Below are 11695 nucleotides of genomic sequence, written 5' to 3'. Positions count from 1 at the left end.
GCCCGGATGGAGCGCACCGAAATCCGGGCTGCGCGACGGCGGCTTACGCCGCCCGCATGTTGTTGAGAAACGCGTCGATCTCTCCGCGCAGCATGTCGGCCTCGCGGCGGAGCGCGTCGGACGCACTCAGCACCTCGGTGGCCGCAGCGCCGGCTTCGGCGGAGGCGGTGGAGACGCCGACGATGTTGCTGGAGACCTCGCTGGTGCCGCCGGCCGCATGCTGGATGTTGCGGGCGATCTCGCGGGTCGCTGCGCCCTGTTCCTCGACCGCGGCTGCAATGGTCGTGGTGACGTCGTTGATCTCGCCGATGATCCGGCCGATGCCCTGGATGGCGCCGACGGCCGAAGTCGTGACCTGTTGCATGCTGGCGATCTGGGTCCGGATCTCGTCGGTCGCCTTCGCGGTCTGGCTGGCGAGGCTCTTCACCTCGGACGCAACCACCGCAAAGCCGCGGCCGGCTTCGCCTGCGCGGGCCGCCTCGATGGTGGCATTGAGCGCGAGCAGGTTGGTCTGCGAGGCAATCGTCTGGATCAGGTCGACCACGACGCTGATGCGGCTCGCACTGTCGGCAAGGCTCTGCACCGTGGCGTCGGTGGCACCGGCCTCGTCCACCGCCTTCTTGGCGATCGCGGCCGAGGTGACGACCTGCTTGCTGATCTCCTCGATCGAGGACGACAGCTGCTCGGTGCCTGACGACACCGTCTGCACATTGACCGAGGTCTCCTCCGCGGCGGATGCAACCGCGTTCACCAGGGCGTTGGACTGGTCGGCGGTATTGGACATGCTTTGCGCAGTCGCCTGCATCGAATTGGCCGATTGCGCGAGATTGTCGAGCGCGGTGCGCACCGTGCCCTCGAATTCCGCGATCTTCGCCTCCATATGCGCGGCACGCTCGGCCTTGACGACGCGATCCTTGTCCTGCTCGCTCGCAAGCGCCCGGGCCTCGATCATGCTGTCGCGGAACACCGTCAGCGTTTCCTTCATCGCGCCGATCTCGTCGTTCTGACGGGAGCGGATGATCTCGGTGTCGAGGTCGCCGGCCGAGAGCAGCTGCATCGCGCGCTGAAGCTCGCGGATGCGGCGCAGGATGTTGCGCCCGACATAGAGCCAGACGAACAGCGCCGAGCCGATCAGGGTGAGCCCGCCGAGCGCCAGCATGGCTGTCGTGGCGAGCGAGATCTCCTGACGTGCCTTGAAGGTCGAGGCGTTGGTCTCCTTCTGTACGCCGTCGACGAGCGCCTGCACGCTGATGCCGAGGCCGACATTGAGCTTGCGGGTCTCGTCCAGAATGGTCTGGCCGTAGTCGATGGCGTCGAGTTCCTTCTGGCGAATCTTGAACACGCCGGTCTTGCCCTCGCCGAAGGCGAACAGCTTCTGCACGGCGCCGCGCACGGCCTGCATCGAGGTAAAGCTCGGCAGGTCCTCGAGGTTCGACTTGACGCGGTCGCGCGTCGTCTTGAATTCCTTCTCGATCGCCTCGAGCGTGTCGCTGCTGTTTGCGGAGAGCGCCGCCATCATGTCGGCGGCCATCAGATTGCCGTTGGCGGAGATGGTTGAGATCTGGGCGACGGTGCGTGCGGCTTCGGTGGCGTCATCGGCCGACACTTCCGCCGAACCGAGGATCGCGTTGAGGCGCGTCTGCGCGTCCAGCATGGCCGGGCCGGCGGCGCCGACGAAGGACTGCTGGGCCTTGCGCAATGCTTCATACTGCTTGTCGTGCAGCGCTCCGGTGTCGAGCCGTTCGCGTGCGGCCGAGACCAGGCTCTGCGTGGCCTCGTCGATGCTCTTGGCGGTGTCGCGGAGTGCGCTCGCCGTCTGCTGGTCGGCGCCGAGCTCGATGATCTCGCCTAGCTTGGCCATCGCGAGCTGCTGGATCTCCTTCACATTCTTGGTGCGCTCGTTCAGCGCATCGTCGCTCGGTGAGGCGAGCAGGCCCGGTCCTTGGGCGGCGAGGGTCGCGCTCTGCGAGGCGAGCTGAAGGCTGGCGGAGAGGCGCGGGATGTCGCGGCCGCTCAAATCCATCATCGTCGAGCCGAGATGGTTGAACACGAAGCCGGCGCCGCCCGCGATCACGAGCCCCATGCCGGCGATCACGGCGAAAGCCGCGAACAGGCTGCCGCGCAGGCCCCATCTCGGCATTTTGAAACGAGGCTTGAGACGGCCAAGGACACGGCCAACGCCCAGACGGATCGCCATCGAAATTCCCCCACACCCGTAATCTTATGTTTTCGTCGCGGAGTATCCTCGGGCCGGGTTAAAAAATCGCAAGTTGCACAAAAGCTTGGCAGTTCCGCAGGGCGAAAAAAGAAAGGGCCGGCAATGATGCCGGCCCTCGATAGCGAAGTGCTGTTTCAGGCGCGATCAGTAGCGCGCGACGGCGGGGCTTGCCCAGTTGAAGCGGTAGTTGAGGCCCGCCTTGAAGGTGTGGTCGTCGGTGGTGAAGTTGCCGGTGCCGACCAGCGGACCTGCCGTGAAGTGCGCATCGCCGAAATTATAGTACTGGTATTCGGCCTTGGCCGACCAGCTCGGCGCGAACATGTATTCGAGGCCGGCGCCGACCGTGTAGCCGTTGCGGTGATCGCCATCGATGATGAAGGCGGCCGGCACGCCGCCGGGGGTGGTCACCTTCTCATTGTTGTCAGAATAGGCGTAGCCGCCCTTCACGTAGACCAGGCCCGGGCCCCAGGTGTAGCCGACGCGGCCGGTGATCGAGCCGAGGCCGCGCTGGTCGTTGGTGTAGGTGCCACCCGGGAACACTGCGCCGACGCTGCCGGAGAGCCAGGAATACTGGGCTTCGGCGCCGACCACGAAGTACGGATTGACCTGCCAATCCATACCGGCCTGCAAGCCGCCGAGGAAGCGGCCGTTGCCGTTGTTGCCTGTCGAGAGGCCGCTGAAATTGTTGTCGCTCGAGAATGCACCGCCGATATGGCCGCCGATGTAGAAGCCGGTCCAGTTGTAGATCGGCGCGACATAAGCCGGCGCAGCCTTGTTGTAATAGGGGCGGGCGCCGAGATCGGCGCCGATCGCCGGCGCAGCGGCACCCACAACGAGCAGCGCAACGGTCGCAAACAGAATCTTCTTCATCGTCCAAACTCCAGCACTAAGGTCCCCGGCAGGCGCGCTGTCCGCGCCGCGTTGGTTTTGCAGATAGCTTGCTTTTGACGAAAATGCTGTCACATGCGTGGCACAGCAGCTCCCAACGTAACTTATTGGGCTTCAATTGATTTTCGTGCTTAATGGCTGCTTAAGAAATGCTGAAGGAAGACTTAACCCGAGACGCCGCCGGTAACCTCGCCAGGCATCTCGTTAACCAAGACGCCGCAACACCTCGTCACGCATCTGCGCGCGGAACGCTGCACGCTTGGCCGGTCGCTCGTCCTCGCGTACGTCATGACGGTCGAAGATATCGAATTTCTCCAGGATAGGATAGCGCTCGCTCGCCATCGCAAGCACGCGCAGCACCTTGGTCGCAGCGAGCGTCGGCCCGCTCACCTCCCATCGCCGGATCGTGTCGGCGCCGCCCTTCTCCGGCAAGGCACACAACTTCGCCATGTCGGCTGCGGTGAGCGTCTGTCCGAGCACCTCGGACAGGTCTGCGCGCAATTGCTTCAGTTCGGGGCCCGTCATGTCACCTCAAGACGCGAAGTCTTTGCAGCCTGTAGCGCTGATTCGGGTCGATCCGAAGGCGGGCAGGTGCGGCCTCATGGTGTTTCGGCACCTATCCGCGTACACGGAGTTATGAACGGAAGACCTATGGGAACTCTCCGGCGAATGGACACATGCTGTCGCAGGACCGCAGTGAATGAAGGGATCAGTCATGACAACGACCAGGCTCGCCATCGCCGCGCTCGTCACGACCGGGTTGCTTGCCGCGCCGTTCACGGCCGAGGCGAAGAAGGCTCGGGCAAGCCGACACTACAGCACGCCCGTCGTGGCTCCGGCCTACGGCGGCTCCGGTGTGATTGCGACACAGCCGAAGCCGTCTTACGGGTCGTCGGGGCAGACGGTCGGCACGGTCACGGCGCCGTCGATCGGAACATATAGCTGGCCGTCGGTCGGCGTCACCAACGCAGTCCCGACCTGGAGCAACACCAATCCCCGGTAAGATGCAGCGAGTGACCGCGCCGCGGATTTGGTCCGGGCGTCTGCTTCTCGGAAAGATGGATTGACGAGGGCGAAACGGGAGCGGCCCTAGATTCCGCGGCCGCTCTGTTGACCGATCACGCACCGCCACCCCGCAAGGCGCTCCGCCGGATGCTGGTTCATCCATTCGGCGAGTTGCGGTGCGCCCATCATGCATGACTGCACCGAGACCTCGGCGAAGTCCGAGCTGGTGACGGTCTGTTCGTGACAGTTTCCGGGCGAGGCGAGGCTGCAGAGCACGGCGATGATCTTGATCACGCGAGGTTGCTCCTGTCGCTCTGGCGCGCATCGGGACCGCTCGACCGCTCGCCGGCCGGATCGTCAGACGGGAAAATGCTGTCATAGATCGCGCGCGCTTCCGCAATGAGGCGGAGGCGCTCGCGCTCGGACTTCGAGACAAACTGAACAATCTGGCCCATATCGGCTCCAATCAATCCTCGCTCCATCATCAGATGATGGAAATCATTTCATACGGATGTGGGGTGCCGGCTGCAGCTTTGCAGCCGTGCAGGCGGTCACAGGGGATAAAAAGCCCGTGACCGCTCCGTTCCTAAGACAGGCCAGAATACCAAAGCAAAAAGGCGCCTCACGCCGCTGGCGCGCCTTCCTGCTGGCCTGGAACCGCAGCGAGCAGCTCGCGCGTGTAGGAATGTTCCGGCGTTTCGAAAAGTTGCATCGTCGGCTTCAGCTCGACGATGGCGCCGCGCTGCATCACCGCGATGCGATCGCAGATCTGGGCGGCAACGCGCAGGTCGTGGGTGATGAACAGCATCGAAAGTCCGAGGCGCGCCTTGAGATCTTCGAGCAGCCTTAAGACCTGCGCCTGCACCGAGACGTCGAGCGCGGAGACGGCTTCGTCCGCGACGATGATCTCCGGCTCGAGCGCGAGCGCCCGCGCAATCCCGATGCGCTGGCGCTGCCCGCCGGAGAATTCGTGCGGATAGCGCTCGAGCGCGCCGGCATCGAGACCGACCATCTTGAGGAGATCGCGGGCGCGATCGAACGCGATCTTCGGATCAAGGCCGGCGGCGATCGGGCCGTCGGCGATGATACGGCCGATCTTGCGGCGCGGATTGAGCGAGGCGAAGGGATCCTGGAAGATCATCTGGATGCGATGGCGTTCAGTGCGCAACGCCTTGCCGGAAAGAGACGTGAGATCGGTGTCGCCGATCCGCACCGTGCCGCGGTCTGCCTCGATCAGCCGCATCACGAGGCGGGCGACCGAGGATTTGCCGGAACCGGATTCGCCGACGAGCCCGAGCGTCTCGCCCTTGAGGATGTTGAAGTTCACCGCGCGTGCGGCGTCGACGCGACGATCTTCGCGAAACCAGCCGCCTGATGTGACGTAGGTCTTGTCCAGCCCGATCACCTCGACGGCTTTGGCCTGTTCGTCCAGCGGCGCCCGCGCCGGCGGATGCATCGACGGCACGGCGGCGAGCAGCGCCTTGGTGTAGTCGTGCTGCGGCTCGGTAAAGACGGTGGCGGCAGGGCCTTCCTCCACGACCCTGCCGTGCCGGAGCACGACGACCCGATCGGCGATTTCGGCGACGACGCCGAAATCATGGGTGATGAACATCACCGCCATGTTGCGGTTGCGCTGGAGATTGCGGATCAGCTTCAGAATCTGCGCCTGCGTGGTGACGTCGAGCGCGGTGGTCGGCTCGTCCGCGACCAGCACCGCCGGTTCGAGCGCGAGCGCCATCGCGATCATGGCGCGCTGGCGCTGGCCGCCGGAGAGCTGATGCGGATAGGCGCGCACGATGCGCTCGGGGTCGGGCAGGCCGACCTCGCGCGCCAGCGCCAGCGCCTTCGCGCGGCGCTCCCCAGGTGTCAGCAGGCCGTGGGCCTCGAACATCTCCGCCATCTGGTCGCCGATCCGCATCAACGGATTGAGTGCGGTCATCGGCTCCTGGAAGATCATCGCGATGCGGCGGCCGCGCAGATCGCGCCAGCCATCGTCGTCGAGCTTGAGCAGGTCGCGGCCTTCGAACTGGATCTCGCCGGAGGCGATGGACACTGTATCCGGCAACAGGCCCATCAGCGCATGCGCACACATCGACTTGCCGGAGCCGGATTCGCCGACGACGCAAACGATCTTGCCGGGCCGCAAATCAAGCGAGACGCCGTCGACGGCGAAGGGACGTTCGGCGCCCTTGGGCAGGGCGATCTTCAGGTTTTTGATCGACACGGCAGGCGGGGCGGTCATCATCAGCGTCCTTCCCGCGACAGGCGCGGATTGAGCGCGTCGTTGAGGCCTTCGCCGATCAGGTTCAGCCCGAGCACGGAGATCAGGATGGCGACGCCGGGAAACACGGTGATCCACCAGGCCTGGCGGATCACGGTGCGGCCGGCGCCGACCATGTAGCCCCAGGAGATCAGATTGGGGTCGCCAAGGCCGAGGAAGGACAGCGAGGATTCGAGCAGTATCGCGGTCGCCACCATCAGCGAAGCCAGCACGATCACCGGCGACAGCGCGTTGGGCAGGATCTCGCGCAGGATGATCCAGCCATGCGACTGCCCCGTGACAACGGCGGCCTGGACATATTCGCGCGTCCGCAGCGACAGCACCTCGCCGCGTACGAGGCGCGCGACCGGCGGCCAGCTCACCACGGCAATCGAGGCCACGATCGAATAGATCGAGGGCTGCAGGATCGCGACCAGCACGATGGCGAGCGCAAAACTTGGAATGGTCTGGAAGAACTCGGTGAAGCGCATCAGTGCGTCGTCGACCTTGCCGCCGAAATAGCCGGCCATGGCGCCGATCGGCACGCCGACCACAAGCGCGACCAGCGTGGAGACGAGGCCGACCAGCAGCGACACGCGTGCCCCGAAGATCATGCCGGCGAACACGTCACGGCCGAGTGCGTCGGTGCCGAGCGGCACCGTCGACAGTGTGAAGGGCGGCAGGAACGGTCGCTGCACCATGCGCCAGGGCGAGTTCGGGAACAGTAGCGGTCCGAACACCGCGACCGCGATCGCGAGCAGCAAGATGATGAGGCCGACGACGCCGCTCGGGCTCTTCAGCATCGATGTCCAGAACTGTTTCATGCGGCAAATTCGATGCGAGGGTCGACCAGTCGATAGACGAGGTCGGTGATGAGGTTGAAGATCAGCACCATGACCGAGCAGGTCACGAAGACGCCGAGCAGGAGATTGTAGTCGCGCTGCAACAGCGCGTCGTACATCAGCCGTCCGATGCCGGGCCAGGCGAACACGGTCTCGGTGATGACCGCGCCGCCGATCAGCGTGCCGGCATGGACGCCCGCGAGCGTTACAACCGGGAGGAGTGCGTTGCGCAGCACATGCCGGCGCTGGATCACGGCGTCGGAGAGGCCTTTCGCGCGCGCCGTCTTGACGAAGTCGAGCCGCTTCACCTCCAGCATCGAGGCGCGCGTCATGCGGGTGTAGGTCGCCATGAAAAACAGGCCGAGCGTCATCGCCGGCATGATCAAATGCTTGGCGACGTCGACTACTTGGGCAAAGCCGGTGAGGTTGGCGCCGACGGTCTCGTAGCCGAAGCTCGGCAGCCAGTCGACCGTGACCGAGAACAGCAGGATCCCCATCAAGGCCACCCAGAAGATCGGCATGGCGTAGAAGACCAACGCAAAGACGGTGATGCCGGTGTCGAGCAAGGTGCCGGCAAAGCGGGCGGCGAAAGTGCCGAAGAGAACGCCGAGCGCGAGCGAGATCGCGAATGCGGTCAGCGTCAACAGCAGCGTCGCTGGCAACCGTTCCGCGATCAGCTTCGCCACCGGCGCCTGCTGGCGGAACGAGAAGCCGAGGTCGAGGGTCGCGATGCCCTTGACGTAGATGAAGAGCTGCTCGGGCAGCGGCTTGTCGAGGCCGAATTTCTCCCGGAGCTGCTTGACGAAGACCTGGTCGGAGGCGCCGGCCTCGCCCGCCATTACGACCGCCGGGTCACCAGGCGCAAGCCGGATCAGGAAGAAATTGAGGACGACGATCGCAAGCAGAACGATCACGCCCTTGAGGACACGTTGAGCGACGAAGGAGAGCATCTAGTTTTGAATGTCAGAGGTTGAGGCGACCGCGCCGCGAGGAACACCTCTCCCCGTCGGGGAGAGGTGGGGCCGCGCTCACTTGTCCAGCCATGCGTCCTTGAAGCCGTCATTGACCCCGATGGCGGTGGTGATCAAATTCTTGACCTTGCAGCGCGTGATGGTCGGGAATTGCAGTTCGAGCATCCAGGCCACCGGCACGTCCTCGACCAGGATCTTCTGCGCCTTTTCGTAGATTTCCTTGCGCTTGGTATCAGGCGTAGCGACCGCGCCGTCGGCGAACAGCTTGTCGATCTCGGGGTTGGAGTAGCCCTCGACGTTGTTGAACACCTGCCCCTTGGCGATGGCGCTGGAGACGTAGTTGCGCCCCACCCCGAGCGCGGGATCGCCGTACTGGTAGAGATAGGTGAAAGCGATGTCGTAATCCCAGTCGCCGATCTTCTGGTTGCCGCCGGCGACGTCGGTCGAGATCGTCTCGATGTTCATGCCGACATCCATCAGGTTCTGCTTCACGGCTTCACCCCAACGCTGCCAGGTCTCGCCATAGGCGAGCGGCAGCAGGCGGATCTTCTCGCCCTTGTAGCCGGCTTCCTTCAGCAGCGCCTTGGCTTTGGCCGGATCGTAAGCGTATTTGGGCACGTCGTCGGTGTAGTACTTGATGGTCGACGCCGAGGGGCCGGTCGCGACCTTGCCGAGCCCGTTCCAGATCACGTCCTTGGCGAAGTCGCGGTCGATCGCATACATGATCGCCTGCCGCATCCGCTTGTCGGCCAGCGGCCCCTGACGGTTGTTGAGCCACAGCCAGGCCAGCGGCGAGAAGAACTCCCAGCCGGCGCCGGTAACGCAGGTGTCCTTCAGCTTGGACAGCCGCGGCACGTCGAAATTCTCCACCGAGCCGCCGGGCAGCACGTCGACCTTGCCGGTCTCATAGGCCAACGAGCGCGCGGCGGCGTCGGGGATGATCTGCCAGTAGATCTCGTCGATATAGGGCTTGCCCTTTTCGTAATAATTCGGGTTCTTGACCAGCCGGATGAACGAGCCCTTCTGCCACTCCTTGAACATGAACGGGCCGGTGCCGATAGGCGCATTGTTATAGGGATTGGTCTTCCAGTCGGTGCCTTCATAGAGATGCTTCGGCACCATCGGCATCGAGCCGACCTCGAAGATGCCGAGAAACGGGCCGAACGGCTGCTTCAGCGTGAACACGACGGTGTAATCGTCGGGCGCCTCGACCTTGTCGACCTGCGCGAGGTTGTTGCGGGCGCGCGCATGTGTCTGCTTCAGCATCTCGACCGAGAACAGCACGTCGGCGGAGGTGAAGGGCTTGCCATCATGCCAGGTGACGCCCTTTCGAAGCTTGAAAGTATACGTCTTGGCGTCCTCGCTGACGCTCCAGCTTTCGGCGAGCTCGGGCTGCGGCTCGAGCTTGGGGCTGTAGCGCAACAGGCCCTCGAAAATGTTGCCCGAGACCATCTGGGTCGGACCGTTCTGGATCATCGCAAGCATCAGGCCGGGCGGCTCAGGCTGGATCACCGCATTGATCACGCCTCCCGTCTTCGGCGCTTGCGCCAGCGCGGAGGCCGTGAGGCCGCAAGCCAGGAGGAGACCAAGCAACACTCGTTTCGACATGTCGTATCTTTCTCAACCACGACCAGCCGTCAGCGCTTCGCAACGTCCTCGCGCGCAAAGCGACGGCCGGCCCATCCCAGTCCCCATCCGGGCGCGAGGCTCACACGGTCCCGTTCCGCGCCGCAAGATGAAAGTCTCGACAGTGTCAGCACAAAAAATGTACAGCGCGTCCGGTTTCACTTGTTTCGTTGGCCTCAAGCCGAGGGGCGCCACCGGCGATCTCAACAGTCCCCATGCCGACAAGGAATGCACAGGTGCCGCCGCCGAAGCCGACACAGGTCAAGGCCAGATAGGACTCAGGAGGTTTTCAGCGCCTGCTGCAATTCATCCAGTGCGCTGGCGAGCAGCTCGCGATGCGCGATGTCGTCCTTTGGAATCGCAGCGACGCTCGACGCGAGCTCGCGCAAGATGCCGGCGAGCAAGCCGAAGTGGATGTGGAGGTGCACCGACTTGCGCACGTCCTCGGTCCCGGGGCGCTCGAGCACGAGTGCCACCCCGCTGCCGTCGAGATGTGCCTCGAACCGTGATGAATGCTCGAAGGTGCCGGCGTAGAACTTGTCCGGATATTCGAGCGCGATCTCTGCCTTGTCGGGAACCGGCTTCGTCATAACGGCCTCATCGGTGCCGCAACATCCTGCCGGGAAATAGATCGGCCCACGTTGCGATAGGTCAGAGGCCGGGTGCGGAATTGATCCGGATCAAAGCCAAGCCGCTCCTTTTGCGATCCGATGTCAACTAGTGGAGGGCGAAGCCGCGCCTTGTCCGTTATCGCAGGAGACAAGACGACCGATGGACATCCAGGCCACCAACAATCCTGTGGGCGGGGAGGATGCCGTCGCGCCCGGCCTGCTCTCGGATGACGCAACGAAACATTGCCTGCAAATGCTCGTCGATGCCGGCCTGCGCCCGACGCGCCAGCGTCTTGCGCTCGGAAAACTGTTGTTCCTGCGCGGCCATCGCCATGTCACTGCGGAGAGCCTCTACGATGAGGCGGTGGCGGCAAATGCCTATCTGTCGCTGGCCACGGTCTACAACACGCTGAACCAGTTCACCGAAGCCGGCCTGCTGCGTCGGATCGCGGCCGACGGCATCAAATCGTTCTTCGACACCGACACATCTGTCCATCCGCACTTCTATCTGGAAGGCGAGGATGTGCTGGTCGACGTCGCCGCCGGCCTTGCCTTCAGCAAGGTGCCGGACGCGCTTCCCGGGCACGAGATCGCGCGGCTCGATGTCATCATCCATCTGCGCCGGAAACGGATGCAGTGACGGAGCCGGTCGCGAGCGCCTGCTCGGACCCCCGAAGCTGCGCAACGTCCCGATTCTCGGCGGCATGGATCTGCGACTCGATCGCCGCGGCGCTCCTCTCGGTGATCTCGTCCTGAAGACGTCGTTGAGCTCGCGGTCATAGCGTTCGGCCCAGAGATGACCCCCGGTGGTGGCGTCGTTGAGCTGCGCGGTGATGCGCACGCGGTTGTCCACCTTGCGCACGCTGCCCTCGACGACGTAGCGCACGCCGAGCTCCTCGGCGATCTGCTTGATGTGCACCGCGCGTCCCTTGTCGGTAAAGGACGAGTTGCGGGCGATCACAGCTGAAGGATTTTCCCGCCGAGTTCGGCGGCAGCGGCGAGATGATGCAGGAGCAGAGGGGCACAAGCCGAGGTCCAGACGCAAATCCACCCTGTGCCGTGAGGAAGCAGGGTGGATGCCGATCAGAAGAGTTCGATCAAGCGCCCAGGCCGGCCACAGTCGGCGCGGCTCGCCTCGCTACGGGCAAGGATGGCGCCTGCCATCCTTGCCGAGGTACAGGCCGGTATTCGGGTTGTAGGATCTGTAGCGCTGCATGCAGTATTGGATGTCGCCTTCCGGTGGTCCGTAAGGGCGGAAGCGAAGCGATCCAGTC

At 64.2% G+C, this 11695-nt stretch carries 13 protein-coding genes and 1 pseudogene; 2 read left to right on the top strand and 12 right to left on the bottom strand.

Annotated elements, in window-relative coordinates; all coding sequences use genetic code 11:
• Positions 1-43 precede the first annotated feature (43 nt).
• The 3 genes from XH88_RS13245 to XH88_RS13235 form a co-directional block, all read right to left on the bottom strand.
• Entirely contained in the window at positions 44-2197 is a 2154-nt protein-coding gene (locus XH88_RS13245; RefSeq protein WP_271668731.1) for a methyl-accepting chemotaxis protein, read from the bottom strand.
• Between the two features lie 165 nt (positions 2198-2362).
• Positions 2363-3088 (bottom strand): outer membrane protein, encoded by a 726-nt coding sequence (locus XH88_RS13240; RefSeq protein WP_271668730.1) that lies wholly within the window; start codon positions 3086-3088, stop codon positions 2363-2365.
• A 222-nt stretch (positions 3089-3310) separates the two neighbouring features.
• On the bottom strand, positions 3311-3631 hold the full coding sequence (locus XH88_RS13235) for a hypothetical protein (protein ID WP_209961152.1): 321 nt from the start codon (positions 3629-3631) through the stop codon (positions 3311-3313).
• A gap of 190 nt (positions 3632-3821) precedes the next feature.
• On the opposite strand from XH88_RS13235, the gene XH88_RS13230 reads away from it, so the two are divergent.
• Complete coding sequence (locus XH88_RS13230; RefSeq protein WP_271668729.1) at positions 3822-4109, top strand: hypothetical protein; 288 nt, start codon at positions 3822-3824, stop codon at positions 4107-4109.
• 86 nt (positions 4110-4195) lie between these two features.
• Here XH88_RS13230 and XH88_RS13225 read toward each other — a convergent pair whose 3' ends face one another.
• The 7 genes from XH88_RS13225 to XH88_RS13195 all read right to left on the bottom strand — a co-directional run bounded on the left by XH88_RS13225 (position 4196) and on the right by XH88_RS13195 (position 10400).
• Positions 4196-4405: a hypothetical protein gene (locus XH88_RS13225; protein ID WP_271668728.1), complete on the bottom strand. Its 210-nt coding sequence runs from the start codon at positions 4403-4405 to the stop codon at positions 4196-4198.
• Positions 4402-4566: a hypothetical protein gene (locus tag XH88_RS13220; RefSeq protein ID WP_271668727.1), complete on the bottom strand. Its 165-nt coding sequence runs from the start codon at positions 4564-4566 to the stop codon at positions 4402-4404. The genes XH88_RS13225 and XH88_RS13220 overlap by 4 nt, the downstream gene beginning before the upstream one ends.
• A 167-nt stretch (positions 4567-4733) precedes the next feature.
• Complete coding sequence (locus tag XH88_RS13215; RefSeq protein ID WP_271669058.1) at positions 4734-6353, bottom strand: ABC transporter ATP-binding protein; 1620 nt, start codon at positions 6351-6353, stop codon at positions 4734-4736.
• Between the two features lie 2 nt (positions 6354-6355).
• Positions 6356-7195 (bottom strand): ABC transporter permease, encoded by an 840-nt coding sequence (locus XH88_RS13210; RefSeq protein WP_271668726.1) that lies wholly within the window; start codon positions 7193-7195, stop codon positions 6356-6358.
• A complete protein-coding gene (locus XH88_RS13205) occupies positions 7192-8163 on the bottom strand; it encodes an ABC transporter permease (protein WP_271668725.1) in 972 nt (323 codons plus the stop codon). The genes XH88_RS13210 and XH88_RS13205 overlap by 4 nt, the downstream gene beginning before the upstream one ends.
• 78 nt (positions 8164-8241) lie before the next feature.
• Positions 8242-9792, bottom strand: a complete 1551-nt coding sequence (locus XH88_RS13200; RefSeq protein WP_271668724.1) for an ABC transporter substrate-binding protein — start codon at positions 9790-9792, stop codon at positions 8242-8244.
• Positions 9793-10088: 296 nt separating this feature from the next.
• The gene (locus tag XH88_RS13195) at positions 10089-10400 is read right to left on the bottom strand and encodes a hypothetical protein (RefSeq protein ID WP_271668723.1); all 312 of its coding nucleotides are present in this window, start codon (positions 10398-10400) and stop codon (positions 10089-10091) included.
• Positions 10401-10581: 181 nt separating this feature from the next.
• Between XH88_RS13195 and irr the strand changes: the two genes are divergently transcribed.
• Complete coding sequence (irr, locus tag XH88_RS13190) at positions 10582-11061, top strand: Fur family transcriptional regulator Irr (protein WP_271668722.1); 480 nt, start codon at positions 10582-10584, stop codon at positions 11059-11061.
• A gap of 52 nt (positions 11062-11113) precedes the next feature.
• On the opposite strand, the pseudogene XH88_RS13185 reads toward irr, so the two are convergent.
• Positions 11114-11382: pseudogene (locus XH88_RS13185) on the bottom strand (hypothetical protein); the annotation flags it as partial.
• A 177-nt stretch (positions 11383-11559) separates the two neighbouring features.
• Positions 11560-11637 (bottom strand): BA14K family protein, encoded by a 78-nt coding sequence (locus tag XH88_RS13180; RefSeq protein WP_271669057.1) that lies wholly within the window; start codon positions 11635-11637, stop codon positions 11560-11562.
• Positions 11638-11695 lie beyond the last annotated feature (58 nt).

The sequence above is a fragment of the Bradyrhizobium sp. CCBAU 51627 genome (assembly GCF_028128765.1).
Taxonomy (GTDB): domain Bacteria; phylum Pseudomonadota; class Alphaproteobacteria; order Rhizobiales; family Xanthobacteraceae; genus Bradyrhizobium.
The sequence above is the reverse complement of the archived record's forward strand: the minus strand, read 5'-3'. Positions and strand labels throughout refer to the sequence as shown.

Coding starts and splice junctions, on each gene's coding strand:
- XH88_RS13230 (WP_271668729.1), top strand. CDS start 3,822: ATGACAACGACCAGGCTCGCCATCGCCGCGCTCGTCACGACCGGGTTG.
- XH88_RS13200 (WP_271668724.1), bottom strand. CDS start 9,792: ATGTCGAAACGAGTGTTGCTTGGTCTCCTCCTGGCTTGCGGCCTCACG.
- XH88_RS13240 (WP_271668730.1), bottom strand. CDS start 3,088: ATGAAGAAGATTCTGTTTGCGACCGTTGCGCTGCTCGTTGTGGGTGCC.
- XH88_RS13205 (WP_271668725.1), bottom strand. CDS start 8,163: ATGCTCTCCTTCGTCGCTCAACGTGTCCTCAAGGGCGTGATCGTTCTG.
- XH88_RS13235 (WP_209961152.1), bottom strand. CDS start 3,631: ATGACGGGCCCCGAACTGAAGCAATTGCGCGCAGACCTGTCCGAGGTG.
- XH88_RS13215 (WP_271669058.1), bottom strand. CDS start 6,353: ATGACCGCCCCGCCTGCCGTGTCGATCAAAAACCTGAAGATCGCCCTG.
- irr (WP_271668722.1), top strand. CDS start 10,582: ATGGACATCCAGGCCACCAACAATCCTGTGGGCGGGGAGGATGCCGTC.
- XH88_RS13245 (WP_271668731.1), bottom strand. CDS start 2,197: ATGGCGATCCGTCTGGGCGTTGGCCGTGTCCTTGGCCGTCTCAAGCCT.
- XH88_RS13180 (WP_271669057.1), bottom strand. CDS start 11,637: ATGCAGCGCTACAGATCCTACAACCCGAATACCGGCCTGTACCTCGGC.
- XH88_RS13210 (WP_271668726.1), bottom strand. CDS start 7,195: ATGAAACAGTTCTGGACATCGATGCTGAAGAGCCCGAGCGGCGTCGTC.
- XH88_RS13195 (WP_271668723.1), bottom strand. CDS start 10,400: ATGACGAAGCCGGTTCCCGACAAGGCAGAGATCGCGCTCGAATATCCG.
- XH88_RS13220 (WP_271668727.1), bottom strand. CDS start 4,566: ATGGGCCAGATTGTTCAGTTTGTCTCGAAGTCCGAGCGCGAGCGCCTC.